The organism is Ilumatobacter coccineus YM16-304 (assembly GCF_000348785.1).
In the GTDB taxonomy this organism is placed as follows: domain Bacteria; phylum Actinomycetota; class Acidimicrobiia; order Acidimicrobiales; family Ilumatobacteraceae; genus Ilumatobacter_A; species Ilumatobacter_A coccineus.
Genome location: NC_020520.1, coordinates 2,873,668 through 2,898,473, shown reverse-complemented (window position 1 = coordinate 2,898,473; position 24,806 = coordinate 2,873,668). Strand labels below are relative to the sequence as shown.

At 66.9% G+C, this 24,806-nt stretch carries 26 protein-coding genes and 1 pseudogene; 18 read left to right on the top strand and 9 right to left on the bottom strand.

The genetic code is table 11. The features are described 5' to 3' along the window. Positions 1-20 precede the first annotated feature (20 nt). Together YM304_RS22605 and YM304_RS13065 are read right to left on the bottom strand one after the other, a co-directional pair. Positions 21-665: a TetR/AcrR family transcriptional regulator gene (locus YM304_RS22605; RefSeq protein WP_015442172.1), complete on the bottom strand. Its 645-nt coding sequence runs from the start codon at positions 663-665 to the stop codon at positions 21-23. 131 nt (positions 666-796) lie between these two features. Next, on the bottom strand, positions 797-1,042 hold the full coding sequence (locus YM304_RS13065; protein WP_015442171.1) for a ferredoxin: 246 nt from the start codon (positions 1,040-1,042) through the stop codon (positions 797-799). 193 nt (positions 1,043-1,235) lie between these two features. Here YM304_RS13065 and arc point away from each other — a divergent pair, with 193 nt between their 5' ends. The 9 genes from arc to lepB all read left to right on the top strand — a co-directional run bounded on the left by arc (position 1,236) and on the right by lepB (position 11,009). Then, positions 1,236-2,954, top strand: a complete 1,719-nt coding sequence (gene arc / locus YM304_RS13060) for a proteasome ATPase (protein WP_015442170.1) — start codon at positions 1,236-1,238, stop codon at positions 2,952-2,954. Between the two features lie 76 nt (positions 2,955-3,030). Then, positions 3,031-4,251 carry a saccharopine dehydrogenase family protein gene (locus YM304_RS13055; RefSeq protein WP_015442169.1) on the top strand — a complete coding sequence of 407 codons (1,221 nt, stop codon included), beginning with the start codon at positions 3,031-3,033 and terminating at the stop codon, positions 4,249-4,251. Between the two features lie 56 nt (positions 4,252-4,307). Continuing rightward, the gene (gene dop, locus YM304_RS13050; protein WP_015442168.1) at positions 4,308-5,801 is read left to right on the top strand and encodes a depupylase/deamidase Dop; all 1,494 of its coding nucleotides are present in this window, start codon (positions 4,308-4,310) and stop codon (positions 5,799-5,801) included. A 47-nt stretch (positions 5,802-5,848) separates the two neighbouring features. Then, on the top strand, positions 5,849-6,046 hold the full coding sequence (locus tag YM304_RS13045; RefSeq protein ID WP_015442167.1) for a ubiquitin-like protein Pup: 198 nt from the start codon (positions 5,849-5,851) through the stop codon (positions 6,044-6,046). A gap of 3 nt (positions 6,047-6,049) precedes the next feature. Continuing rightward, the gene (gene prcB / locus YM304_RS13040; protein ID WP_015442166.1) at positions 6,050-6,859 is read left to right on the top strand and encodes a proteasome subunit beta; all 810 of its coding nucleotides are present in this window, start codon (positions 6,050-6,052) and stop codon (positions 6,857-6,859) included. Then, entirely contained in the window at positions 6,856-7,533 is a 678-nt protein-coding gene (prcA, locus tag YM304_RS13035; protein WP_015442165.1) for a proteasome subunit alpha, read from the top strand. The genes prcB and prcA overlap by 4 nt, the downstream gene beginning before the upstream one ends. Before the next feature lie 87 nt (positions 7,534-7,620). Continuing rightward, a complete protein-coding gene (locus YM304_RS13030; protein WP_015442164.1) occupies positions 7,621-8,808 on the top strand; it encodes an amidohydrolase family protein in 1,188 nt (395 codons plus the stop codon). Positions 8,809-8,898: 90 nt separating this feature from the next. Next, entirely contained in the window at positions 8,899-10,257 is a 1,359-nt protein-coding gene (gene pafA / locus YM304_RS13025) for a Pup--protein ligase (RefSeq protein ID WP_015442163.1), read from the top strand. Between the two features lie 62 nt (positions 10,258-10,319). Beyond that, entirely contained in the window at positions 10,320-11,009 is a 690-nt protein-coding gene (gene lepB / locus YM304_RS13020) for a signal peptidase I (RefSeq protein WP_197536880.1), read from the top strand. Positions 11,010-11,015: 6 nt separating this feature from the next. On the opposite strand, the gene YM304_RS24010 is transcribed toward lepB, so the two are convergent. Next, the gene (locus YM304_RS24010; protein WP_015442161.1) at positions 11,016-11,741 is read right to left on the bottom strand and encodes a glycerophosphodiester phosphodiesterase; all 726 of its coding nucleotides are present in this window, start codon (positions 11,739-11,741) and stop codon (positions 11,016-11,018) included. 36 nt (positions 11,742-11,777) lie between these two features. Between YM304_RS24010 and YM304_RS25055 the strand changes: the two genes are divergently transcribed. The 8 genes from YM304_RS25055 to YM304_RS12975 all read left to right on the top strand — a co-directional run bounded on the left by YM304_RS25055 (position 11,778) and on the right by YM304_RS12975 (position 19,797). Beyond that, positions 11,778-12,302, top strand: a complete 525-nt coding sequence (locus YM304_RS25055) for a Sec-independent protein translocase subunit TatA/TatB (RefSeq protein ID WP_015442160.1) — start codon at positions 11,778-11,780, stop codon at positions 12,300-12,302. Beyond that, entirely contained in the window at positions 12,299-13,075 is a 777-nt protein-coding gene (tatC, locus tag YM304_RS13005; protein ID WP_154723446.1) for a twin-arginine translocase subunit TatC, read from the top strand. Before YM304_RS25055 ends, tatC begins: the two co-directional genes overlap by 4 nt. 14 nt (positions 13,076-13,089) lie before the next feature. Next, positions 13,090-15,759, top strand: coding sequence for a DEAD/DEAH box helicase (locus YM304_RS13000; RefSeq protein WP_015442158.1), 2,670 nt, complete (start codon positions 13,090-13,092; stop codon positions 15,757-15,759). Then, complete coding sequence (locus YM304_RS12995) at positions 15,756-16,388, top strand: diacylglycerol kinase family protein (protein WP_015442157.1); 633 nt, start codon at positions 15,756-15,758, stop codon at positions 16,386-16,388. Before YM304_RS13000 ends, YM304_RS12995 begins: the two co-directional genes overlap by 4 nt. Positions 16,389-16,496: 108 nt before the next feature. After that, on the top strand, positions 16,497-18,095 hold the full coding sequence (locus tag YM304_RS12990) for an FAD-dependent thymidylate synthase (RefSeq protein ID WP_041298290.1): 1,599 nt from the start codon (positions 16,497-16,499) through the stop codon (positions 18,093-18,095). Positions 18,096-18,285: 190 nt separating this feature from the next. Further along, positions 18,286-18,768, top strand: coding sequence for a hypothetical protein (locus YM304_RS24765; RefSeq protein WP_015442155.1), 483 nt, complete (start codon positions 18,286-18,288; stop codon positions 18,766-18,768). Between the two features lie 7 nt (positions 18,769-18,775). Continuing rightward, positions 18,776-19,330 carry a hypothetical protein gene (locus YM304_RS12980; protein WP_015442154.1) on the top strand — a complete coding sequence of 185 codons (555 nt, stop codon included), beginning with the start codon at positions 18,776-18,778 and terminating at the stop codon, positions 19,328-19,330. Further along, positions 19,327-19,797 carry a GNAT family N-acetyltransferase gene (locus YM304_RS12975; RefSeq protein ID WP_015442153.1) on the top strand — a complete coding sequence of 157 codons (471 nt, stop codon included), beginning with the start codon at positions 19,327-19,329 and terminating at the stop codon, positions 19,795-19,797. Before YM304_RS12980 ends, YM304_RS12975 begins: the two co-directional genes overlap by 4 nt. Positions 19,798-19,804: 7 nt before the next feature. Here YM304_RS12975 and YM304_RS12970 read toward each other — a convergent pair whose 3' ends face one another. Both YM304_RS12970 and YM304_RS22595 read right to left on the bottom strand, forming a co-directional pair. Then, positions 19,805-20,590: an enoyl-CoA hydratase-related protein gene (locus tag YM304_RS12970; protein ID WP_015442152.1), complete on the bottom strand. Its 786-nt coding sequence runs from the start codon at positions 20,588-20,590 to the stop codon at positions 19,805-19,807. A gap of 83 nt (positions 20,591-20,673) precedes the next feature. Further along, the gene (locus tag YM304_RS22595; RefSeq protein ID WP_051071426.1) at positions 20,674-22,266 is read right to left on the bottom strand and encodes a hypothetical protein; all 1,593 of its coding nucleotides are present in this window, start codon (positions 22,264-22,266) and stop codon (positions 20,674-20,676) included. Between the two features lie 160 nt (positions 22,267-22,426). Here YM304_RS22595 and YM304_RS12960 point away from each other — a divergent pair, with 160 nt between their 5' ends. Next, positions 22,427-22,945, top strand: coding sequence for a gamma carbonic anhydrase family protein (locus tag YM304_RS12960; protein ID WP_015442149.1), 519 nt, complete (start codon positions 22,427-22,429; stop codon positions 22,943-22,945). A gap of 15 nt (positions 22,946-22,960) precedes the next feature. Here the strand turns inward: YM304_RS12960 and YM304_RS12955 are convergent, their stop codons facing one another. From YM304_RS12955 to YM304_RS12940, 4 genes and pseudogenes are all read right to left on the bottom strand, one after another. Further along, positions 22,961-23,833: a ribokinase gene (locus YM304_RS12955; RefSeq protein WP_015442148.1), complete on the bottom strand. Its 873-nt coding sequence runs from the start codon at positions 23,831-23,833 to the stop codon at positions 22,961-22,963. A 32-nt stretch (positions 23,834-23,865) separates the two neighbouring features. Then, the gene (locus YM304_RS12950; protein ID WP_015442147.1) at positions 23,866-24,258 is read right to left on the bottom strand and encodes a type II toxin-antitoxin system VapC family toxin; all 393 of its coding nucleotides are present in this window, start codon (positions 24,256-24,258) and stop codon (positions 23,866-23,868) included. 122 nt (positions 24,259-24,380) lie between these two features. Beyond that, positions 24,381-24,488, bottom strand: a pseudogene (locus YM304_RS25770) (AbrB/MazE/SpoVT family DNA-binding domain-containing protein); the annotation flags it as partial. Positions 24,489-24,492: 4 nt separating this feature from the next. Next, the gene (locus tag YM304_RS12940; RefSeq protein ID WP_041298287.1) at positions 24,493-24,795 is read right to left on the bottom strand and encodes a WhiB family transcriptional regulator; all 303 of its coding nucleotides are present in this window, start codon (positions 24,793-24,795) and stop codon (positions 24,493-24,495) included. Positions 24,796-24,806: the final 11 nt, after the last annotated feature.

The window sequence follows — 24,806 nt, the reverse complement described above, 5'->3', positions numbered from 1 at the left end:
CGCGGGCCCGGCGACGGCGACTATTCGTCGGGCGTGCCGACGGGTCGTTCGTCGGGGCGCAACAGCCCGAGCGCGTGCCGGAGCCCGTCGAGTTGCTGTTCGATCGGGGGCCACGCCATCTCGGGGTGGCAGCCGATGAGGTCGACGATGCCGTGGATCCAGGTGTGCACCTGCACCGCGACGAACTGAGGATCGCGATCGTCGCCGAGCACGTCGAGCATCCCCGTCACTTCGTCGACGAGAATCTGGAACGTGGCGTCGGCGATCGACGACGTGTCGCCGACGAGACGGATCCGGTTGGAGAACATCACCCGGTACTGCCCTTGGTGCTCGGCAGCGAAGGTTGCGTATCCGAAACCGCTTCGCTCGAACGCGTCGAACGGGTCGGTGGCTCCCTCCTGCGCAGCGGCGAGCATGTCGAGGAAGTTGGACCAGCAGAACTGGATCGACTCGCGCAGCAGCTGGGTGTGGTCGTCGAAGTGGCGGTAGACCGCCGTGGCCGACACGCCGGCACGGCGGGCGACGGCCCGCAGCGAGATGCCCTCGATCGTGCCGTGCTCGGCCATGAGTTCGGCGGCAGCCTCGAGCAGGTCGGTGCGGAGACGGTCGCCTTCACCGCGAGCGTTCCGCTGTCGAGGAGCGGAGGCGTCGGTCTCGGTCGTCATCGATTGCGACGATAGCGAGTGGCGTGCGCCGCTCGTCGGGACCGTCGAAGGCTCACCCACCGAGCCGAAAACGACGACGGGCCCCGGCGCTGACGCCGGGACCCTCGTTCGAGATCAGAACGCTGAACGAATCAGGGTTCGATGTAGATGCACTCGCCGGGGCACTCCTCGGCGGATTCGACGACAGCATCGAGCTGGCTGTCGGGGAACTCGGCGAGGCCGTCGGCACCCTGCGGGTTGCCCTTCGCCTCGGCGAACACCTTGTCGCCTTCGACGACGTACGCGAGGCCGTCGTCGAGGAGTGTGAAGACGTCGGGAGCGATCTCTTCGCAGAGTCCGTCGCCGGTGCAGAGATCCTGATCGATCCAGACCTTCATGTCAGTGGTAGCTCCTTGTTGCTGAAATGCTGTGTTGCTGAATGACTTCGTGTTGCCGAGTATCGGCCTGTTCGCCGCTCGAATCAACGAAGAATCGAGTGAGTAGCTGCGGTGAGTTTACCCGGCGACACACGTGCAAACGTGTTCATCGGCTGCTCACGACGAGATCACACGTTCGGTGTACGTTGGATTCATGGCTCCCGATCCAGGTGACCGCGACGCAATCGACCCAGAGGCCGCTCGCCAGGTCCAGGTGCTCGACGAAGAGATCCAGCATCTCCGAGCCCGACTGGCCGATGCACCCAAGCGCCTCCGGGCGCTCGAAGAGCGGTTGTTGGAGACGAAAGGACAACTCGCGCAGGCCGTCGCTCAGAACGAGAAGCTGTCGTACACGTTGCGCGAAGCACGCGAACACATCTCGACGCTGCGCGACGAGGTCGACAAGCTCTCTCAACCGCCGTCGGCGTACGGCGTGGTCGTCGGCAAAGACGACGACGGCACGGTCGACGTCCTCACCAGCGGTCGCAAGATGCGCGTCACGCTCCATCCCGACATCGACCACGAGCTGCTGCATCGTGGCGCCGAAGTGGTGCTCAACGAGAGCCTCAACGTGGTGATGGCCCGCGAACCCGACCTCGGTGGCGAGGTCGTGACCGTCCGCCAGATCATGGACGACGGCGTCAGAGCACTGGTCGTGGGACGAGCCGACGACGAACTGGTCTGCGAACTCGCCGACAGCTTGCGCGGCACCATCCTGCGCGCCGGCGACCACCTGCGCCTCGACACCCGATCGAACCTGCTCCTCGAGAAGCTGGCCCGCCCCGAAGTCGAAGACCTGCTGCTCGAAGAGGTCCCCGACATCTCGTACTCCGACATCGGGGGTCTCGACAGTCAGATCGAGAGCATCGCCGACGCCGTCGAGTTGCCGTTCCTCCACCACGACCTGTTCGCCGAGCACCGCCTCCCGGCGCCGAAGGGCATCCTGCTCTACGGGCCGCCCGGTTGCGGCAAGACGCTCATCGCCAAAGCGGTCGCCAACAGTCTGGCCAACAAGGTCGCCGAGCAGGTCGGTGAAGGCAAGGGTCGCAGCTACTTCATCAACATCAAGGGCCCCGAGCTGCTCAACAAATACGTCGGCGAGACCGAGCGACAGATCCGACTCGTGTTCCAACGAGCCCGTGAGAAGAGCGACGAAGGCTGGCCGGTCATCGTGTTCTTCGACGAGATGGACTCGATGTTCCGCACTCGCGGGTCGGGCATCAGCTCCGACATGGAGTCGACGATCGTGCCGCAACTGCTCGCCGAGATCGACGGCGTCGAAGGGCTCACCAACGTCATCGTGATCGGCGCGACGAACCGTGAAGACCTGATCGACCCGGCGATCCTGCGACCCGGCCGACTCGACGTGAAGATCAAGATCGAGCGACCCGATGCCGAGGCGGCGAAGTCGATCTTCGCGAACTATCTCACCGACGAGATCCCGATCGCCGAGGGCTACGACGTGCCGACGATGATCGACGAGACCGTCGCCGAGATGTACCGCGACGACGAGGCGAACCGCTTCCTCGAGGTCACCTACCAGAACGGCGACAAGGAGATCCTGTACTACAAGGACTTCGCGTCGGGGGCCATGATCGAGAACATCGTGCGCCGAGCGAAGAAGCTGGCGATCAAGCGCGTCATCGGCGGGGGAGCGCGCGGCGTCAAGACGCAGGATCTGCTCGACTCGATCAAGCAGGAGTACAAGGAACACGAAGACCTGCCGAACACCACGAACCCCGACGACTGGGCCAAGATCTCGGGCAAGAAGGGCGAACGCATCGTGTTCATCCGCACGCTCGTGTCGGAGGCGGCCGACGAGGGTCGCGGCGGCAAGGCGATCGAACGCGTCGCCACCGGGCAATACCTGTAGCGACTCTCACCGCCGTCGCGTCGCGTGAGCGAGTGGCCGACGGCGCGGCGCCTGATTTCGTCGGTACTGTTGCCACATGGCACCAGCATCGAACCAGCACGACATCGTCATCTTCGGAGCGACGAGCTTCGTCGGCCAGATCCTGTGCCGCTACATGGTCGACCGGCACGGTGTCGACGGCGATCTCGACTGGGCGATCGCCGGCCGCAACGCCGACAAACTGGCGTCGGTCGCCGCCGACACCGGGGCCGACGTCGCGCAGATCGTCTGTGACGCCGACGACGCGGCAGCGATCGCCGACATGGTCGCCTCGACGAAGCTCGTCATCTCCACGGTGGGCCCGTACGCGCTGTACGGCTCGAAGTTGGTCGCCGCCGTCGCCGAAGCAGGGATCGACTACGTCGACCTCACCGGCGAACCACAGTGGATGCAGAAGATGATCGATCGCTACAACGACCGTGCCGTCGAGACCGGCGCGCGCATCGTGCACGCGTGCGGGTTCGACTCGGTGCCGTCCGATCTCGGGGTGTGGTACGTCCAAGAACAGGCGCAGGAACGGTTCGGTCAGACCTGCAACTCGATCCGGATGGGCGTCAAAGCGGCCAAGGGCGGAGCCAGCGGCGGAACGATCGCCTCGATGATGAACATGATGGACGACATGGCGGCCGAACCCGCGTTGCGCAAGGTGCTCGCCAACCCGTACGCCCTGGCACCCAAGGGGGACCGAGACGGCGTCGACCAGCCCAACGTGACGCTGCCCGACTACGACCTCGGGCTCGATTCGTGGACCGCTCCGTTCGTGATGGCGGCGACCAACACACGCATCGTGTTCCGCACGCACGCGCTGCTCGGCCATCCGTGGGGCGACGACTTCACGTACGGCGAGTCGATGCTCACCGGTCCCGGCTTCGGCGGTCGCGCCAAGGCGTTCGGCGTGAGCGGTGCGATGGGCGGCTTCATGGGGGCCGCAGCGGTCGGACCGATGCGCAAACTGCTGGCCAAGGCACTGCCCGAGCCGGGGGAGGGGCCCAGCCCCGAGAAGCAGGAAGCCGGGTTCTACGACCTGCGCTTCCACGGAACCACGCCGTCTGGCGACGAGATCTTGGTGAAGGTCACGGGCGACCGCGACCCCGGGTACGGATCGACGAGCAAGATCCTCGCCGAGGCGGCCACCACGCTGCTCGGCCGGTCGCACGACGAGGTCGGCGGCGGGAGCCTGACGCCTGCGACCGCACTCGGAGAACCCTTCCTCGACGCGCTCGTCGAGCACGCCGGTCTCACCTTCGAGGTGATGTGACACCACTGCGGCAGAACGATCGACACACCGAACGACCACTCGGATAGGTTCTGGACATGGCCTTGCCGAAGGTGTGTGGCATCGAGACCGAGTACGGGATCGTCGTACGCGGCGCGGAGAACAACCCCGTCACGGCATCGTCGCTGCTGATCAATTCGTACGTCGCTGCGACCAACCGCGACCGTGGTCGGATCGGCTGGGATTTCGAAGACGAGCAGCCCGCCAACGACGCTCGCGGGTTCTCGCTCGACGACTCGATGGCGCCCGAGGTCGAGACCACCTTGGTCAACGCCGTACTCACCAACGGCGCCCGCTTCTACGTCGACCATGCACACCCCGAGATCTCGACGCCCGAGGTCACCAACGCTCGCGAGGCGCTGGTGTGGGACCGAGCGGCCGACGAGATCGTCAAGGCGGCCATGATCGCCGCCAAGCGCGTGCTCGGTGACGACGCCGAGATCATCATCCACAAGAACAACAGTGACGGCAAGGGCAACAGCTACGGGTGCCACGAGAACTACCTCCTCGCTCGCGAGTTGCCGTTCGGACGCCTCGCTCGTGAGATCACCCCGCACTTCGTCACCCGCCAGATCTTCACCGGTGCGGGCAAGGTCGGCTGTGAGATGCCGGGCCGACCCCACGACGACATCGCCTACCAGATCAGCCAGCGCGCCGACTTCTTCGAAGAGGAGATCGGCCTCGAGACCACGCTGAAACGCCCGATCGTCAACACGCGCGACGAACCGCACGCCGACCCGCAGAAGTATCGCCGGTTGCACGTCATCGTCGGCGACGCCAACATGAGCGAAGTCGCCACGTATCTCAAGGTCGGCACCACCTCGATCGTGCTGTCGATGATCGAAGACGACGCGCTCGGCGACGATTGGGCGCTCGGCAACCCGGTCACCGCGATCCGCCAGGTCAGCCACGACCCATCGCTGCGCCAGACCATCATGCTCGGCGACGGCACACGCGCCACGGCGCTCGAAGTGCAGTGGGGCCTGTTCGAGCGGGCACGCAAGTACGAGCAGTCGCACGGCCTCGACTGTGTCGACGAGGCGGTCGGCGCCGACATCATGGATCGCTGGGAACGGGTCCTCACCGGCCTCGAGACCGATCCCGAGTCGGTGGGGCACTGGGTCGACTGGGTCGCGAAGCGCCGGCTCGTCACGGGATTCGCCGAACGCCACGACCTGGCGCCCGGATCGGTGAAGCTCAAGGCGATCGATCTGCAGTACCACGACATGCGCCCCGAGCGATGTCTCGCGTCGCGTGCCGGACTCGACACGATCATCGACCAGTCCGAGGCCATCGACGCGATGACTCGCCCGCCCGAGACCACCCGTGCCTACTTCCGAGGTCGATGCCTCGACAAGTACCCCGACGACATCGTCGCGGCCAACTGGGATTCGCTCGTGTTCGACATCGGACGTGATCCGCTGCGACGCGTCCCGATGATGGAACCGCTACGCGGGACCGCCGAACACGTTGCTACGTTGATCGATGACAGCGAGACGGCACGAGATCTGCTCGACCGCCTCGGCGAATAGAACATCCACGGCCCACTCGACCCTTCTCGACCACTTGGAGAAATCACATGGCAGAACGCCAACAGAAGTCGAAGCAGTCACCCACTCGCGACGACGACACCGTTGCTGAGGCTGCACCTGCGGTCACCGAGACCGGTGAGAAGCTGAAGGCCGAACTCGACGACCTCCTCGACGAGATCGACGAAGTGCTCGAGACCAACGCCGAGGACTTCGTGAAGTCGTACGTCCAGAAGGGCGGGCAGTGAACGGTGGCGATGCCGTTCTTCGCGCCCGGTGACGATCCCGGTGCCAACTTCCCCGATCTCCTCCGCCGAGTGGGTCTGAATCCCGAGTCCGTGTTCGGCGCAGCCGGCGGCCAGTCGTTCGACGCCATGTCGTCGCTCGGCGTCCCGCACGCCACCACCTGTGTCGCGCTGCGATACGACGGCGGTGTGGTCATGGCCGGCGACCGTCGCGCCACGTCGGGCAACCTCATCTCGCACCGTTCGATGGAGAAGGTCGTCCAGGCCGACCGCCACAGCGGTGTGGCGATCGCCGGTGCAGCCGGTCCGGCCATGGAGATGGTGCGCCTGTTCCAGTTGCAGTTGGAACACTACGAGAAGGTCGAAGGAGCGTCGCTCAGCCTCGAAGGCAAGGCGAACCAGCTCTCGACCATGGTCCGCGGCAACCTGCCGGCAGCGATGCAGGGCATGGTCGTCGTGCCGATCTTCGCCGGCTACGACCTGCGTCGCGAGACCGGTCGACTCTGGGACTTCGACGCGACCGGTGGCCGCTACGAAGAACGCGATTTCGTGGCGACCGGGTCGGGCAGTCTGCATGCCGGCACCGTCATCAAGGTCGGTTTCAGCCGCGATCTCGACCGCGACGCTGCCGTCGACCTCGCCGCCCGGTCGCTCTGGGAAGCCGCCGACGCCGATTCGGCGACGGGTGGCCCCGATGCACTGCGCGGCATCTACCCGGTCGTCGCCACGATCGATGCCGACGGCTGGGAACGCCTCGACGACGACGATCTCGCGGCGCGCTACGCCGCCATCATCCAAGGGGTAGCACAACGATGAGCATGCCGTTCTACGTCGCTCCCGAGCAGATGATGAAAGACCGGGCCGACTACGCCCGGAAGGGCATCGCCCGCGGTCGCGCGCTGGTGGCGTTGCGCTACGCCGACGGCATCGCGATCGTCGCCGAGAACGCCTCCGAGACGCTCCGCAAGGTCAGCGAGATCTACGACCGCATCGCCTTCGCCGGGGTCGGCAAGTACAACGAGTTCGATCAACTCCGCGTGGCCGGTGTCCGCGCCGCCGATCTCAAGGGGTTCCAGTACTCGCGCGACGACGTCGACGCCCGCAGCCTGGCCAACAGCTACGCCCAGATGCTCGGCAACATCTTCACGCACGAGATGAAGCCGATGGAGGTCGAGATCCTCGTCGCCGAAGTCGGCCTCGACAGCGCCGGCGACCAGATGTTCCACATCCTCTACGACGGCACGGTCGTCGACGAACGCGACTACGCCGCGATCGGTGGCGACGCCGAGGCGATCCGCCTCCGTCTCGCCGACACGTGGGTCGACTCGCTCGACCTGGCGAGCGCCATCAAGGTCGGTATCGCCGCCATTGCCGGCCCCGATCGCGAGATCCCGGCGAGCGACATCGAGGCTGCCGAACTCTCACGCGGCAACGGTCGGCGGTGCTTCGGTCGCGTCGACGGCGCCGTCCTCGACGCCGCCATCGCCTGACGACCCACACGTCGTCGGGGGGCGATCGCTCCGGGAAGAACGGCCCTCGGGCGCTGGGGTACGGTTGCCGGCGACCAGGGGAGTCACATGACCTACGCGCCATCGCACCGTCCGTTCTACGACGCCGACAGCCACATCATGGAGTTGCCGAACTTCTTGTTCGACTACGCCGACGCGTCGATTCGCGACCGGTTGCGTCCGGTGAACTACAGCGCCTCGCTCGTCACCGACGACGAGGTCGCCGAGATCGTCGACAACGGTGGCAAGCACACCGCGGACCACGTGTCGACGCAGGTGGCGCTCGGCGATCGCCTGATCGCCGAGTCGAAGGAGATCCAGGCGCTCGGGGCATTCGACCGTCACGACCGCTCGGTGGCGATCGACATGCTCGGTTTCCGCAAGCAACTCGTCTTCGCCACGCACAGCGTCGCCACGCCGTTCTCGCAGAGCCGTGCGGTGTGTGACGACCCCGAACTCCGCTACGGCGCCACACGCGCTCACAACCGTGCCATGCGCGACTTCTGCGGTGACGATCATCGCCTGATGGGCGTCGGCATCGTCCCGCTCGACGATCCGGAACTCGCACTGATCGAGCTGTCGGCAGCACTCGACTTCGGCATGGAGGCGATCTGGGTGCCCCATCACGCCCCGGGCGACCGGTCACCGGGGCACGTCGACTTCGACCCGTTCTGGGCCACGCTCGCCGAGTCGGGCACACCCTTCGTGATGCACGTGGGCGGATCTCCGCTCCAACTCGATGCGGCCTGGGGCAACACCGGACGGCCGGCGGTGAAGGACTGGATGGGCGGGGGCGAGAACCTCCGCGCCAAAGACATGGCTGTGCTGCACCAGGGGCCCGAGACCTTCCTGTCGGTGATGCTGATGGACGGTGTGTTCGAACGTCATCGCGATCTGCGTGGCGCGGCGGTCGAACTCGGCGCCGGGTGGGTGCCGGCGATGATCGAGCGCCTCGACCGGACCGTGCGGTCGTGGAAGAAGGTCGATCAGTATCTCGCCCAGCTCGAGCGGACGCCGTCGGAGACGATTCGTGAGCAACTCGCGTTCACGCCATTCGTGTTCGAAGACGTCGGCGCGTTGATCGATCGCAGCAGCGACGACCTCTACCTGTTCTCGAGCGACTACCCGCACGTCGAGGGCGGCCGCGATCCGATCGGCCGCTTCGAGACCTCGCTCGGCGAGCGCGGCGACGACGTCCGAGCCAAGTTCTACGCCGAGAACTTCCTGCGGATCTTCCCCGAAGCACGCGTGCACTGACCCCGTCGCGGCGGCGCGGCGGTGACCGGCTCAGCGACGCGTCGGTGCGTTCGCCGAGACGTGCCGTCCGCTGGTGTATAGGTTGGCGTGATGGAGCGACGCATCTACGGGCTCGAGAACGAGTACGGCGTCACGTGCACCCTGCGGGGCCAACGTCGACTGAGCCCTGACGAGGTCGCTCGTTACCTCTTCCGACGGGTCGTGTCGTGGGGGAGGAGCTCGAACGTGTTCCTGCAGAACGGTGCTCGGTTGTACCTCGACGTCGGCTCGCACCCCGAGTACGCCACGCCCGAGTGTGATTCGCTCTACGACCTGGTCGTCCACGACAAGGCGGGCGAGCGGATCCTCGAGCAACTCGTCGCGTCGGCCGAGCAGCGCCTCGCCGAGGAGTCGATCAGGGGCACGATCTACCTGTTCAAGAACAACACCGACTCCGCCGGCAACTCCTACGGCTGCCACGAGAACTTCATGACGAGCCGTGACGACGACCTCGGCCACTACGCCGAAGTGCTCATCCCGTTCTTCGTCAGCCGCCAGATCTACGCCGGTGCCGGCAAGGTCTTGCAGACCGCTCGCGGTGCGACCTACTCGATCGCGCAACGAGCGGAGCACATCTGGGAGGGCGTGTCGTCGGCCACCACCCGCAGCCGTCCGATCATCAACACTCGCGACGAGCCGCACGCCGACGCCGAGCGCTTCCGGCGCCTGCACGTGATCGTCGGCGACTCCAACATGAGCGAGTACACCACGTTCTTGAAGGTCGGCGCCGCGGCATGCATGCTGCGGATGCTCGAAGACCCGAACGTCGTGCTGCGTGACATGACGCTGGAGAACCCGATTCGAGCGATTCGTGAGATCAGCCACGACATCACGTGTCGTCGCACCGTGCGTCTCGCGAACGGTCGCGACGTGAGCGCGCTCGACATCCAACGCGAGTACCTCGATCGAGCGTTGCGGTATGCCGAGACCAAGGGCTTTCCCCCACTCGAACAGAAGGCGCTCGAGATGTGGGAGCACTGCATCACCACCATCGAGGACGATCCGCTCAAACTCGACCGCGAGGTCGACTGGGTGATCAAGCACAAGCTGATCGAAGCGTTCCGCGAGCGCCACGACCTGCCGCTCGGTCACGCTCGGGTGCAGCTCCTCGACCTGCAGTATCACGACGTGAGCCGTTCGCGTAGCCCGTTCTACAAGCTGCAAGACCGCGGTCTGGTCGAGCGGGTGTGCACCGACGCCGACATCAACACGGCGATCGACACGCCACCGCAGACCACGCGGGCCCGCCTACGCGGTGAGTTCGTCAAGCGCGCCAAGGAACGCAAGCGCGACTACACCGTCGACTGGGTACACCTCAAGCTCAACGACCAGGCGCAACGCACGGTGCTGTGCAAGGACCCGTTCAAGAGCCGAGACGAGCGGGTCGAACGGCTCATCGAATCGCTCTGAACGATGGCTGGGAGCTGGGGTGACGCGTTTCGGCATCGGCTCGCTTGTACCGTTGTCGTTTCGTGACGCTCGATGCCGACACCTCCGTTCCGGAACCTCCACGTCCGCCCGACGCGCCTCCGAACATCTCGGCTCCGGCGACCGGTACGACCGCTCCGCCCATGAACTCCGGTGACGGCGGCCCCCCGTACGACGAGATCCCGCTCAACGACGCCGACCGTCCGGGGTCGGGAGCACGCGCCTTCGTCGACTGGATCGTCGTGGTGGCCGTCGCGCTCACGGTCGCGTTCCTCGTCCGCGGGTTCGTGTTGGCGCACTTCGTCGTCGACGGATCGTCGATGGACTCCACCCTGGCCACCGGCGACCGGGTGTTCGTCAACAAGCTGTCGTATCGTCTTCACGATCCACGCCGCGGTGACGTCGTCGTGTTGCACCAGATCAGCGGTCGAGCCGAACGTGACCTCATCAAACGAGTCATCGCGCTGCCGGGCGAGACCATCGAGATGACCGACTGTGAAGTGCGTGTCGACGGCCGCTTGCTCATCGAGCCGTACCTCGACCCCGAGGTCGTGTCGGCGACGTGCGGCGGCGACTTCGAACCGGTCTCGGTGCCCGACGACCACGTGTTCGTCATGGGTGACAACCGCAGCGGATCGCAAGACAGCCGCCAGCTCGGCCCGATCTCCGAAGACGACCTCGTCGGCCGCGCGTTCGTGGTATTCTGGCCGCGTTCCGACTGGCGCTGGCTCTAGCGGGGCTCAGCCGGCCCCGGTTTCTCTCGACATGACGTCGACCATGAGATCGGTGTGGTCGCTGTAGATCGCGTCGACGCCCATGCGCAGCGCCGGTTCGATCTGGTGATCGAACTGCAGGTCCCAGCAGAAGGCGTACCGGTCGAAACGGTGGAACATCACGACGAGACCACCGTTCCAGTCGGTGCGGTGCATGTTCATCGCATCGATACCGGCCGCCGAGAGGCGTGACGCGTGCAACTCGGGGCTCTCGGTGAGCTTCGCGAGGCGGGTGGAGTGCACGAGTTTGAACTCGGCGAGTTCGTCGCGGACGTCGACGAGGTTCGACAGGACCGGATCGCAGAGCCACGTGCGTTCGGCGAGGTCGTTGCCACGCGCTCGGATCGCTGCCGCGGTGGGCAGCATCGCGCCCGGGGTCTTCACGTCGAGCGACAGGGCGTAGTCGTCGCCGCACGCGTCGAACAGATCGTCGAGGCTCGGGATGTGTTCGGGAAGGTCGGCTCGGTCGTACTCGGCGATGGGCCGGCGGCGCACGCCTCGGCGCACCACGCCGTCGTGATCGAGCACCGGCACGCCGTCGGCGGTGACCCAGACGTCGCTCTCGAGGCCGGTCGCTCCGAGCCGCAGCGCGAGCGCGAACGATTCGATCGTGTTGTCGGGCGCGTGTGCCCGTGCGCCACGGTGCGCGAACGCGATCGGTGGGTCAAGCAGGGAGGGAAGCCGTTGCTGCACAGCAGTTGATGATGCCAGGCCCGTAGACTCGACACCGTGTTCAATCTCCAGGGCAGCGAGATCATCTTCATCTTGCTGCTCGCACTGGTGGTCCTCGGACCTGAGAAACTGCCGTCGGCCATCCGACGGTTCACTCAGACCTACGCCGAGCTCCGCAAGATGGGCACGGGTTTCCAGAGCGAGCTGAAATCGGCGCTCGACGAGCCCATGCGGGAGATGAAGGAGACCGCCGGCCTCCTCCGTGACGCCGCCGACCCGGCCAAGACCATGGCTGACGCAGAGCGCGACGCCGAACGAAAGCTCCGGGCCCAGCAGATCCTCGACCGTGACCGGCCCGAGCGAATGCAGAACGCCGAAGAGGCCGGCAACGCCGACACGGCCGGCGCCGGTGAGACGGCAGCGCCGGCCGACGCTGATGTCGTGGCCGATGCGCCCGACGCCGTCGACGAGTGGGCCGACCCGATCGACCTCGACGACACCGCCACGCCCGCCGACGACACGGCGACGTCTGCCGACGACACGGCGACGCCCGCCGACGATGACGAGGCGGCAGCATCGTGAGTGACACAGGAGTGGCGCAGCCCGGCGCGGGCGACACGATGACGCTCACCGAGCACCTGGCCGAGCTCCGCACCCGGATCATCCGCTCGGCGCTCGCCGTCACCATCGGCATGGTGTTGATCATCGTGTTCTACGAGCAGGTGTACGACTTCCTGCTCGGCCCGTACCGCGACCTGTGCGAGAGCAAGCCCGAGAACTTCTGCTCGCCCGACCTGTTCGCCTTCAGCCCCACCGAGGGCTTCTCCGCGCGTCTTCGGATCGGCATGTACGGCGGCATCATCATGGCGCTGCCGGTCATCCTCTGGCAGATCTGGCGTTTCGTGGTCCCGGCGCTCGAGGCCAAGGAGAAGCGCTACGCCATCCCGTTCGTCCTGTCGTCGGTCGTGCTCTTCGCCGCTGGTGGCGTGCTGGCGTACTTCACGATCGGCCGGGCACTCGAGTTCCTCATCGCCTGGTCGGGCGAAGAGGTCAATCAGGCGTTCGCCATCGACAAGTACGTCGGCCTGTTCGGCCTCATGATCTTCGCGTTCGGCATCGGCTTCCTCCTGCCGGTGCTCCTGGTGTTTCTCCAGTTGGTCAACGTCGTCACGCCCAAGGCGCTGCTCTCCGGATGGCGTTACGCCATCGTCGCCATCTTCGTGCTCGCCGCGGTGATCACGCCGTCGGGCGACCCGATCACGCTGATGATGCTCGCCGGCCCGATGGTCGGCATGTACTTCATCGCGGTGCTCATCGGATACGGCATCATGCGGCGACGTCGGGCCCAGGCCTGACGTCGTGTGCGCTGATGCGTGACGACCGCGGCGAGATCCTCGCCACCTTCGACTTCCCGCCCGACCGATTCCAGTTCGACGCCTTCGACGCGTTCGACGCCGGCAAGCACGTCGTGGTCGCCGCACCGACCGGGAGCGGCAAGACGGTCGTTGCCGAGTACGCCATCGCAGCCGCCGTGCGTGACGGCCAGCGAGCGTTCTACACCACGCCGGTCAAAGCGCTGTCGAACCAGAAGTACCGCGATCTCGTGGCCGAGCACGGTGCCGATTCGGTGGGCCTGCTCACGGGCGACAACGCCATCAACGCCGATGCAGCGATCGTCGTGATGACCACCGAGGTCCTGCGCAACATGGTGTACGCCGGACGCACGCTCGACGACCTCGGCGTCGTCGTGCTCGACGAGGTCCACTTCCTGCAAGACACGTACCGCGGCCCGGTGTGGGAAGAGGTGATGATCCACGCGCCCCAGCACGTACGGCTCGTGTGCCTGTCGGCCACGGTCACCAACGTGCAGGAGTTGGCCGACTGGATCGAGACCGTACGCGGACCGGCGGCGGCGATCATCGAGACGAAGCGACCGGTGGCGCTGAACAACCGCTACTTCGTCGCCGACCGCACCAATCACAAGCTGCACCTCATGCCGACGTTCGTGGGCGGTGGCGTCAACCGCGACGCGCTCAAGCTCGACGAGTCGGCGATCCGCGGCGGCCGACGTCGTGACTTCGACGGCCGCAACTCGGGACGGCGAGGTGGCGATGCCGCCCGCGGTTCCAAGGGCTCGGGTGCTCGGCGCCTCGCCACGCCGAGCCGGATCGAGACCGTCGAGCGACTCGAAGCCGAAGGGCTGCTTCCGGCGATCTTCTTCATCTTCAGTCGCAACCAGTGTGACGAGGCCGCTCGGTCGTGTCTCGATGCCGGGCTGCGGCTGACGTCGGCAGACGAACAGATCGCGATTCGAGCGATCATCGACGAGCGACTCGGCGACCTCGACCCCGACGATCTCGACGTGCTCGGCTACGGCCGTTTCGTCGAGCAGTTGGAAGCGGGGATCGCGGCGCACCACGCGGGCATGGTCCCGGCGATGAAGGAAACGGTCGAGGCGTGTTTCGTGGCCGGTTTCGTGAAGGTGGTGTTCGCCACCGAGACCTTGGCCGTGGGCATCAACATGCCGGCGCGCTCGGTGGTCATCGAGAAGCTGACGAAGTTCACCGGCGAACACCACGAACGCCTCACGCCGGGGGAGTACACGCAGCTCACCGGACGCGCCGGTCGCCGGGGCCTCGACGAGGTGGGCGACGCGATCGTGCTCTGGACGCCGTGGGTCCGCTTCGACGAGGTCGCACAGCTGGCCAGCAGTTCGTCGTTCCACCTCCGCTCGGCCTTCCGCCCCACGTACAACATGGCGGCCAACCTGATCCGGACGCACTCGAGTGAGGAGTCGCATCGACTGCTCAACCTGTCGTTCGCGCAGTACCAGGCCGACCGTGACGTGGTGAAGATCGAGGCTCGGCTCGAACGCAAACGCCAGAAGCTCGACGAACTACGCGCCGAGGCGGTCAGCCCGTTCGGCGACATCGACGAGTACCGGCAGCTTCGCCGGGCCGAGGCCGACAATCGGCGCGAACGCCGCGACGCGTCGGCCGGTCAGATGCGCGGCGCGCTCGCCAAGCTCCGGCCGGGTTCGATCATCCGCATCGCCAAGGGCGACCACAAGGGGCCCGTCGTGGTGGTGGCCAACGCCCACCGCAAGTCGGGGGTCAAGCTGACGCTCGTCACCAAGGGCGGCGACCTGCTCAGCGCCGATGCCGACGACTTCATCGACCTGCCCGAAGCCGTGGGGTCGATCAAGCTCCCGAAGCACTTCGGTCCGCAGCGCAAGGACTACCGCCGCGAGGTGGCCAAGCGGCTGCGCACGGCAAACGTCGGGTCCGACCGCAAGAAGCAGCGCCGGCAGTCGAGCAACGGCGCTCGCTCCGACGAGCATCCCGTCGCACGCGACCCCGACCTCCGGGCTCGCGTCGACGCGGCCGGACGGGCCGACCGGGTGGAGTTCGAGATGCGCGAGATGCGCAAGCGGATCAGCGGCAAGAACGACTCGCTGTCGCAGGAGTTCGACCGCGTCCTGCAGATCCTCGAACGCTTCGGCTACGCCGACGTCGAGGCCTGGACGCTGACGCCGCAGGGTGAGACGCTCGCCCGGATCTTCCACGAGAGCGACCTGCTCGTCGCCGAGTTGATCTCCGACGGGCTGTTCGACGGCTTGACCCCGGCTGACCTGGCGGCGCTGGCAGCGTGCGTCGTGTACGAGCATCGCAGCCCCGAACCGCCGCCGGCGCCGTGGTTCTCGTCGCACGACGTGCGCGACCGGTGGAAGCGTCTCGACGCGATCAGCGCCGATCTGCGCGCCATCGAGCGCAGCCTGTCGCTGTCGGAGCATCGTGCGCCCGACCCGACGTTCGCTGCGATCGCACACGCCTGGGTCGCCGGCGAGGGCTTCGCCGAGATCGTCGGCGAGGAGGAACTCACCGGCGGTGACTTCGTGCGCAACATCAAACAGTTGATCGACCTGCTCCGGCAGATCGCCACGGTCGCTCCCGACCCGTCGACGCGCCGACGGGCTGCCGACGCCGTGACGGCCGCCTTCCGTGGGGTCGTCGCCGACAGCTCCGCTCCCGGCGCATGACGATCGAGAAGGGCGCCGACTGGGGGAGCGAGGTCGAGCGCCCGGCCGACCTGGTGATCGCCCAGAACGACGCCGAACTCGCATCGATGCTTGCCCGCGACGACACACGCGAACGGCCCGTCACCGACGTGGCGGTGGCGGTGGCGAACGGCGACGTGTTCACCACGGTCGGGGCCCGTCCGATCGGCGACCGACGCCGTCTGCGTCGCGTGCCGATCGACCTCGTTCACGTCCGGCTCGACGGGAGAGCGTCACGTCCGGTCGTCGCCCACGTCCTCGCCCGTCTCCCGTGGAGCCGAGGGGGTTGGTGGCGAGGCCCGGTGCTCGCCGTGATGAACGCCGAGTTCGTCGGACCGTACGACGTCGCCCCGCGCGGGCATCCCAACGACGGTCGCGCCGAGACCTTCGCGCTGGCCACCGACACCAGCCTGCGACAGCGACTGGCCATCCGGAGCCGGATGCGTGCGGGCACCCACCTCCCGCATCCCGCCATCGCCAGCAGGCCCGTACGGCAGGGATCGTGGACGTTCGAGACTCCGCTCGTGGTGATCGCCGACGGGGTCACGCTCGGGCGAGCGAGCACGATCGAGATCGAGGTGGAGCCCGATGCCGGGTGGATCCACACCTGATCAGCACCGGTCGAGGCCGCCGCTCATCCAGCTTGTTTTCATCGCCCCAGGTCAGCGCATTCAGCAGGTCCGCTTCCCACGGTGCCCGGCACCCTAGAGTTTGCTCCCGTGGCTGTGTACGTTCCGGAGACCTTCACCTCGGATGAGTCCGACGTCCTGCGGCGGTACTTCACCAACCTCGATGGGCCGGTGTTCGCTCTCGTCAACCTGCCCGAGGTGGTGAAGGGAGCGTTGTTCGCTCGCTACAGCCGGAGTCCGAAGTCGCTCCGTCGCCTGTTCCTCGACGAGTTCGTCGGCGACCTCGACATCCGCGGCGACCAGTCGATCGACGCCACGGTCGGCCTCGACCGGGCCGAAGAACTCTACGAGCGAGTGTTCTTCGACTACGGCGACGACTCGGTCGCCCAACTCGGCGGAACACACCTTGCGTGCGAGCAGGCCTCCAATCTCCTCACGAAGGTGCTCGAATGGGGGCGGCTGATGAGCTACCTCGAGCAGAGCACGCGCTACATCAGCTACGACAGTCGGCTCGGTGGCCGGTATCGCTATCACCGTGACCCGTCGGTGCTCGCCGGCCCGCTCGGCACCCGGTACGTCGGCGACCTCGACCGGATGTTCGACAGCTACAGCCAGTGCGCGGAGTTCGTCACCGATCACGTGCGCGCCACGGTCCCGCGAGACGAGCGAGACAGCGAGTTCGTGTACCGCACCGCCACCCGCGCCAAGGCACTCGACGCCGTTCGCGGCATGCTCCCCGCGGCGGCGACCTCGAACGTGGGCATCTACGGCACCGGACAGGCCTACGAGGCCCTGCTGTTGCGCATGCGGGCGCACCCGCTTCCCGAAGCTCGTGACTACGCCGATCTGATGCTGCACGAGTTGCGCAAGGTGATCCCGAGCTTCCTGCGCCGGGTCGACCTGCCCGACCGCGGTGGCAAATGGAGCGAGTACCTCGCCGACACCCGTGACGACTCGGCGGCACTGGTCGAGGAGATGTTCGGCGGCACGCCGGTCGAGCCGGCATCCGAGGTCAGCCTCGTCGACTTCGATCCCGATGCCGAGGAGAAGATCCTGGCGGCGATCTGTTACTCGCACTCGTCGCTTCCCGAGCAGCAGATCCTGGCCCGAGTCCGCCAGATGGGCGTCGACGAACGGGTGGCACTGCTCAAGGCCTACGTCGGCGAGCGCACCAACCGTCGCCACAAGCCGGGCCGAGCGTTCGAGCGCTCGTTCTACCGCTTCGACGTCCTGAGCGACTACGGCGCCTTCCGTGACATGCAGCGACACCGGATGCTCACCATCGAGTGGCAGCGGCTCACACCCAACCACGGCTACACCCGACCCGAGCTGGTGGAGGAGGCGGGCGTCGGATCGCTCTTCGACGAGACCATGGAACGTTCGGCGGCGTTGTACGACGCACTCGGTGACCAGCACCACGAGCAGGCGCCCTACGCCGTCGCCATGGCCTACCGGATGCGCTACAACATGCAGTTCAACGTGCGTGAAGCGTTCCACATGCTCGAACTCCGGTCGTCGCCGCAGGGCCATCCGTCGTACCGCCGGGTGGCGCTCGACATGCATCGCCAGATCGCCGATGTGGCCGGCCATCACGCGCTCGCCGCAGCGATGTCGTTCATGACCACCGAGGCGCCTGAACTGGAGCGACTCGAATCCGAGCGACGCGCCGAAGCACGTCGCGACAGCTGACCAACGGCGCTGCAAACGTGGCAAAGCGCCTGGTTGACATCGCTGCGGACGCCCGTTTCGCCGGTACCCACGGCGGTGTGACGGGTGTCACGTGGATGCTCTCGGGTCGCGGTGCGGGCTTTGCGTATGCTCCGCCGGAAGTGACCGCATGATCGCGGGACAACATCGAGACACGAGCGAGTGACGCAACATGGCTGACGACGACATCAACGAGGAAGAACTCGACGACGAGGAAGAAGTCGACGAAGACGACGACGTCGCGCCTGACGACGACGACATCGATGACGACGACGATCTCGTGGTCGATGACGACGACGATGACGACGTGGTCGACGACGACGATGACGACGAGGAAGATGCCGCTGCGTCGAAGCCTCGCACGAAGCGTCGCAAGAAGGCCGACGACGAGGACGAGGACGACGACGACGAGGATGTCGACGACGACGATGTCGAAGACGATCTCGACAAGATCCTCAAAGATCGACTCGTGGCCGCCGACGACGATGACGACGACGATGACGACGAGCCCGACACCGACGATCGCACCGAAGGTGGCGACAAACTCCAGCCGAAGCAGCAGAACGAGCAGCTCTGCAACTCGTGCTTCCTCCTCGTGAAGTCGTCGGCGCCCAACTGCCCGGTCGGCGACGACGACTGCCCGATCTTCAGCTGATCTCGACGTGACCTCGTCGTTCGAGCGCCGGATGCAGCGTCGTGCTGCGGTCGCCGGTCGTCTCTTCGACGCCGTGGTGCTCGCGCCGATCGGAGCCGGTGCCAAGCTCCTCACCGACACGCCGGGTGCCGTGGCGCGGGTCCGCCAAGAACTCGCCAACGCCCGCTTCATCGGCGAGATGGTCGTCGGCCAGGGCGCTGCGCAGCTGCACGAGCGCCTCGCTCCGCCGCCCGACAGCGCGACGACCGAGGCGGCTCCCGCCGCTGATGCTGCACCGGTCAGGCCGGTCGCTGATGTGCCGCCGACCTCGGAGGTTCCGCCGGTCGTCGACGAGTCGATCGGCGACGATGCGCTCGACGACGACTCGTCGTCGCCGGAAGCCGTCGTCGACACCGACGAACTCGCCATCCCCGATTACGACTCGCTCCCGGCGATCGACATCGTGGGCCAGCTCGAATCACTGTCATCAGCCGAACTGAGTGCCGTCGAGACCTACGAACGCGCCAACCGCCGTCGGCGAACGGTGCTCGGCAAGATCTCTCAGTTGTCTGGAGCCGCATGATCGACCCACTCGTCCGACCGATCGATCGCAGCGACCCGGTCGACCTTGCCCAGGTCGAGTTCCTCGAGGGGCACGCTCGCGCTGCGCTCGTCGGCCAGCGAGGGGGCGAGCGATGGCTCGTCGAACACCCGGCGGTGGGCGACCGGTGGGCCGAACGTCTCGCCGAACCGGGGGTCGACGTGGTGGTGGCCTACATCGACGACGTGATCGTCGGCTACATGGTCGCCGTGCTCGGCTCCGATCAGATCGTGCGGGTCGACCAGGTGTGGGTCACCCCCGAGGCGCGCGAGTGCGGTTTCGGCGACGAGTTGTTGGCGACCGTGATCGCCCGCGCTCAGGAGCGCGGGGCGATCGCGGTCGAAGGCGAATCGCTGCCGGGGGACCGGCAGACGAAGAACCTCTACGAGCGAGCGGGCATCGTGGCCCGGCTCATCACGACGTACAAGTCGCTCGAACCGCCCGCCTGAACACCGGTCAGCGGCCGGTCCACTGCGGCGGACGCTTCTCGATGAACGCCGTGAGGCCTTCCTTGAGGTCGTCCGACGCCATGACCTTGCCCATTGCCGAGTTGGTCATCTTCTTCAGCGTCTCGTCGTCTTCGTAGGCGCTGGCCAGGACGACCTTGCGGCTCTCCCAGACGGCCATCGGTGCCGAGGTGGTGATCTGCTCAGCGAGTCGAAGTGCCTCGTTGGTGGCCTCGCCGGGCTCGACGAGACGCGAGACGAGGCCGAGGCTGTACGCCCGCTCGGCCGGGATCGGCTCGCCGGTGAGGATGGCCTCCATCGCAGCGGCCTGGCCGATCGCACGGGGGAGGCGGAACAGGCCGCCGGCGCCGGCGACGAGGTTGCGCTTCACCTCGGCGAGCCCGAAAGCCGACTGGGTGGTGGCGACGACCAGGTCGGCAGCGAGTGTGATCTCACAGCCTCCGGCGGTGGCGAGGCCGTCGATGGCGACGATGACCGGCTTCTTGCGCTCGCGATAGACGAACCCGGCGAACCCGCCGCGCTCGGTGTTGAGACGTCCGGCATCGCCGCTGTTGATGGCCTTGAGGTCGGCGCCGGCGCAGAACACCGGACGCTTCTGGCCCTCGGTGTTGGCCTGCAGCACGCCGACCCACACGTCGTCGTCGCCTTCCATCTGGTCGATGGCGGCTTCGAGTCCTTCGGCGACGTCGCCGTTGATCGCGTTGCGAGCATCGGGACGGTTGAGCGTGATGAGCGCGACGCGCCCGCGGGTTTCGTAGGTGACGATGTCAGACATAGCCGCCCACGCTACGACGCGCCGGTGGCGCGGTGCGAATCAACGTACGTCGGTTTGAACCGCTCGGCAGCCGAGCGGCGAGATCAGTCGTCGGACGCAGCGTCGCCGTCGCCCGCCGGGGCAGCTTCGGCCTCCGCGGCCGGAGCTTCTGCCGCCGGCGCCTCGGGGGCAGCGGCCTCGGCCGGAGCCTCGCTGGCATCGGGCGCCGCCGTCTCAATGGTCGTCGTCTCGGCGGGAGCCTCGGCGGTCGGCTGCTCGGCGGGAGCGTTGTCGTTCGTCGCCTCCACCTCTGCGTCGGCGTCGGCGGGAGCCTCGGCTTCGACCTTCCGCTTGGGCTTGTCACGGCGAGGTTCGCCGTTGGGCGCACGATCGGAACGATCGTCACGAGCACCGCGACCCTGGCGGCCACGACCGTCGTCGTCACGACGACCAGCCGTCTTCTTCTTGTCTTTGCCGTAGGTCGGGCGAAGCGGCTTCGGACGCGGTGCGTCGGCAGGAACCTCGACGCCGAGCAGGGCGGCGATCTGCGGAAGCAGCGGGCCGAGTCGAAGCGCGGTCTTCTTGAGTTCGTCGGTGATCTGGGCCGGGGGAGCGGTCGGCGCCACCAGCGTGCGGACCGGGGAGAAGGCAGCCGCCTCCATCACCGCAGCCCAGCGATCGGCCGAGTCTTCGGGGGTGAGGCCGGCGGTGGCCGCAGCCCCGAGCTTGCGAGCGAGTTCGGGCGGGAACATGACGCCGGCCTTCGGCGGCTGCGACGAGAGCCGCAGAGCACGAATCGAGCGTCCGACTTCGAGCGCAGCGTCGACGTCTTCGAGCCACAGCTTGAGTTCGAGATCCTGCTTCTTCGCGAGTTCCTTCTTGAGCTCGTCGTTGATCGCCTTGGTCGACTCGTCGCGAGCGACCACCGAATCGTCACCGGCGGCGACGACGCTGCGAACGTCGCGCAGGTCGAGGTGCTCCATCTGCTTCTGTGCAGCCTCGGCCCGATCGAGCCAATCGGCGACGCGGAGCTTGGGCAGGAGATCCTCGGCCATCTTGAGCACGCTGGCTTCGGGCATGGTCGGCTTGCCGTCGGCGGCCAGCTTTTTGTTGTCTTCGGCGAGACGTGTGCGCACGGCGGGGATGCCCTGGAGTGCGAGCTCGGCGATGCCGCGCTGCTCTTCGGGGATGCTGGCGAGCACTTCGTTGCGATGCTCGCGTCCCGGGCGAAGGCGCTTCGGCTTCGGACGCTTCGGCAGTTCGGGTGGCGCCTCGAAGTGCGGGCGACGGGGTCCGCGTTCGCCGCCACGGCCTTCGCCGCGGTTGCGGTTGTCGCCGTCACGGCCCTTGCCGTCACGACGTCCGCCACGCTTGCCGTCGCGGCCGCCCTTGCGATCGCCGCGATCGCTGCGGTCACGCTTGGCGCGGGTCTCGATGACCGCCTGGAAGTTCTCCTCGGCCGGGAGCAGCTCGAGCAGCGAGCGTTCGCTCTTCTGGCGTCCGGCCACCACGCCGAGTACGTCGATGCCGTCGAGACCTTGCTCGACCTCGACCTTCAGCTCGTCGCCGACCTTGGCGCCGTCGGGCAGAATTGCCGAATCGACAACGCCTTTCGGGTTTCGTGCTCCGGCTGCGCGCCATGTCCAAGAGCCGTCCGCGAGAGAACTCGTCAGCTCGATGTCAATCCTACGAGGCATAGCCCTCAACCGTATCGTGAGCGCGACGGAGAAACGATGGTCGCGGGCCCTCATGTCGTGGTCAGCGCAGGTTTTCTGTCGCTCCGGCGGCGGGATGATTGGTGGTCGGCCGATCGCATGCGGTTGTCCGGAGGGCGGTGTGGGTGACTACGTTGCCGGAATGGCCATCTACGCACTCGGCGACCAGGAACCGACCATCAGCAGCGAGGCGTTCATCCATCCCGACGCCACGATCATCGGATCGGTCACGATCGGCGCACAGTCGTCGGTCTGGCCGGGAGCGGTGCTGCGTGGCGACGGCGGTGAGATCACGATCGGGGAGCGGACGAGCGTGCAGGACAACGCCGTCATCCACACCACGCCGTTCTGGCCGACCGTGGTCGGCAACGACTGCGTGCTCGGTCACCTGATCCACCTCGAAGCGTGCACGATCGAAGACCACGTGCTGATCGGCAACGCGTCGATGGTGTTGCACCGCTGTGTGGTCCGTACCGGTTCGATCGTCGCCGCCAACGCGGTGCTCCTGAACGACACGGAGGTGCCGACCGGGGCGATCGCCGTCGGCACGCCCGCGGTGATCAAGGAAGGTCGGGCACGGCGCGAAGACATCGACCTGGGGAGCCAGGAGTACGTGCGCCGCGCGGCGCAGTACAAGACGGAGCTTCGACGGCTCGACTGAGCAGTGACTCGGCGCTCAGGCGGCTCGGGACGCGACGAGTTGCTCGATCGCTGCCCGGGAGGGGAGCGACGGCACGGCGCCGGCACTCGTGGTGGTGAGGGCGCCGGCTGCGGCAGCGAACGTGATGGCCGCTCGTACGTCGAGTCCTTCGGCGAGTCGAGTGGCCAGTGCGCCACAGAACGAATCACCGGCGCCCGTCGTGTCGACCGGTGTGACCGGGAATGCGTCATGACGGAATTCACCGGTTTCGTCGATCACGTTGACCCCTTCGCCGCCTCGGGTGACGACCACGGTGCCGACGCCCCGAGAGCGGAGTGCAGTGGAGCCTCCGAGGAGATCGACCTCGTGTTCGTTGGGGATCACGACGTCGCACGCGTCGAGGAGGGCGTCGAGTTCGCCGAGCGCCGGTGCGGGATTGAGCACGGTGGTCATGCCGACTCGGCGGGCGTGTTCGAAGGCTGCGGTGACCTCGGGGAGCGGAATCTCGAGTTGTCCGAGCATGACGCGTCCCTCGGGGAGCGCACCGGTGTCGATGCGCACGGTCGCGTTGGCGCCCGGAATGACGACGATCGAATTCTCTGCGTGTCGATCGACGGTGATCAACGCTCGGCCCGTGGCGGTGTCGGGCGCGGTGGCGAGCCACGAGTCGTCGATGCCTTCCGCCACGACGATCTGGCGCAGGAACTCGCCGGCGGTGTCGTCGCCGACCGCGCCGACGATGGCCACCGAGGCGCCGGAGCGTGCGGCGGCCACGGCCTGGTTGAGGCCCTTTCCGCCCGGATACTCGTGATAGGAGTTGCCGGAGACGGTTTCGCCGGGTCCGGGGAGGCGATCCATCCCGGCCACGAGGTCGAGATTCAGACTTCCGACGACGACGACATCGAACATCAGGCGAGTCTAGGGCTGCGTGGTTCGCTGACTCAGGGGCCGACGCGGGTGACCGTGCGGATTCGGTCGATCGACGAATCGAGCGACGACACGCCGTCGACGCCGGTGCTCTCGGCGAGCGCGACCGCGTGAGCGGTCGGGAACCGGACGTTGTCGATCTCGTAGATGCCGAGGGCCCGGAGGAGCACGGGAGTGTCGACCGAACTGATGTTGGCGCTCACGAGTACCGAACGCATGGCGGTGGCGATCATGTGGCGCCCGACGTCGTAGACGGTCTCGAGCAGGTTGATCGCATCGGCGATGGCGACGTCGGAGACGAAATGATGGTGATCCCCGGTGAAGGCGTCGGTGGCGGCCGCACGGAGTTCGGCGGGGTCGCCGGTGAGGTGGCACACGATCACGCTCGCGTCGAGAAACGTGTTCACGGCTGCTGACCGGTCGATCGGCGGACCACGTCGTTCCAGGTGTGGTTGCGTTGTTCGGCCGACACTCGCACCACGCCGGCCAGGTCGAGGAACTCAGGTGTCCGAGCCATGACGACCCGTGATCCTTCGACGCGGAAGACGATGTGGTCGCCGGTCTCGATCTTGAGCGCCTCGCGGACCGCTTTCGGGATCGTGTGAGTCGGGAGGTCCGGGCATCCCGGACCTCCCACTCGATCAGCTGGCTCGGGCGCGGACGCCGATGGGAGCGATCAGGCGATAGCCGGCGGCGTGGCGCTCGTCTTCGGCTTCGCCGCCCCAGAACCCGTACTCGTGGTTGTCGCGAGCGAATTCCATGCAGTCGACCCGGACCTTGCAGTCGGAACAGACTTCCTTCGCGGCCGCTTCTCGGCGTTCACGAGCCTGTGGGCGCTCGGCGGCCGACGGAAAGAACAGATGCGTGAGTCCTTTGCAGGCCCCCTCCGACATCCAATCGTTGTCGTCGTCGATCAACTGGATCGGCAGATCAATCGTGGTCATCACTCGTTCCC

Bases quoted from the DNA above. Each gene is read 5' to 3' on its own strand.
- YM304_RS22605 (WP_015442172.1), bottom strand. From the start codon at position 665: ATGACGACCGAGACCGACGCCTCCGCTCCTCGACAGCGGAACGCTCGC.
- YM304_RS13065 (WP_015442171.1), bottom strand. From the start codon at position 1,042: ATGAAGGTCTGGATCGATCAGGATCTCTGCACCGGCGACGGACTCTGC.
- arc (WP_015442170.1), top strand. From the start codon at position 1,236: ATGGCTCCCGATCCAGGTGACCGCGACGCAATCGACCCAGAGGCCGCT.
- YM304_RS13055 (WP_015442169.1), top strand. From the start codon at position 3,031: ATGGCACCAGCATCGAACCAGCACGACATCGTCATCTTCGGAGCGACG.
- dop (WP_015442168.1), top strand. From the start codon at position 4,308: ATGGCCTTGCCGAAGGTGTGTGGCATCGAGACCGAGTACGGGATCGTC.
- YM304_RS13045 (WP_015442167.1), top strand. From the start codon at position 5,849: ATGGCAGAACGCCAACAGAAGTCGAAGCAGTCACCCACTCGCGACGAC.
- prcA (WP_015442165.1), top strand. From the start codon at position 6,856: ATGAGCATGCCGTTCTACGTCGCTCCCGAGCAGATGATGAAAGACCGG.
- YM304_RS13030 (WP_015442164.1), top strand. From the start codon at position 7,621: ATGACCTACGCGCCATCGCACCGTCCGTTCTACGACGCCGACAGCCAC.
- pafA (WP_015442163.1), top strand. From the start codon at position 8,899: ATGGAGCGACGCATCTACGGGCTCGAGAACGAGTACGGCGTCACGTGC.
- YM304_RS13000 (WP_015442158.1), top strand. From the start codon at position 13,090: ATGCGTGACGACCGCGGCGAGATCCTCGCCACCTTCGACTTCCCGCCC.
- YM304_RS12995 (WP_015442157.1), top strand. From the start codon at position 15,756: ATGACGATCGAGAAGGGCGCCGACTGGGGGAGCGAGGTCGAGCGCCCG.
- YM304_RS24765 (WP_015442155.1), top strand. From the start codon at position 18,286: ATGGCTGACGACGACATCAACGAGGAAGAACTCGACGACGAGGAAGAA.
- YM304_RS12975 (WP_015442153.1), top strand. From the start codon at position 19,327: ATGATCGACCCACTCGTCCGACCGATCGATCGCAGCGACCCGGTCGAC.
- YM304_RS12970 (WP_015442152.1), bottom strand. From the start codon at position 20,590: ATGTCTGACATCGTCACCTACGAAACCCGCGGGCGCGTCGCGCTCATC.
- YM304_RS22595 (WP_051071426.1), bottom strand. From the start codon at position 22,266: ATGCCTCGTAGGATTGACATCGAGCTGACGAGTTCTCTCGCGGACGGC.
- YM304_RS12960 (WP_015442149.1), top strand. From the start codon at position 22,427: ATGGCCATCTACGCACTCGGCGACCAGGAACCGACCATCAGCAGCGAG.
- YM304_RS12955 (WP_015442148.1), bottom strand. From the start codon at position 23,833: ATGTTCGATGTCGTCGTCGTCGGAAGTCTGAATCTCGACCTCGTGGCC.
- YM304_RS12940 (WP_041298287.1), bottom strand. From the start codon at position 24,795: ATGACCACGATTGATCTGCCGATCCAGTTGATCGACGACGACAACGAT.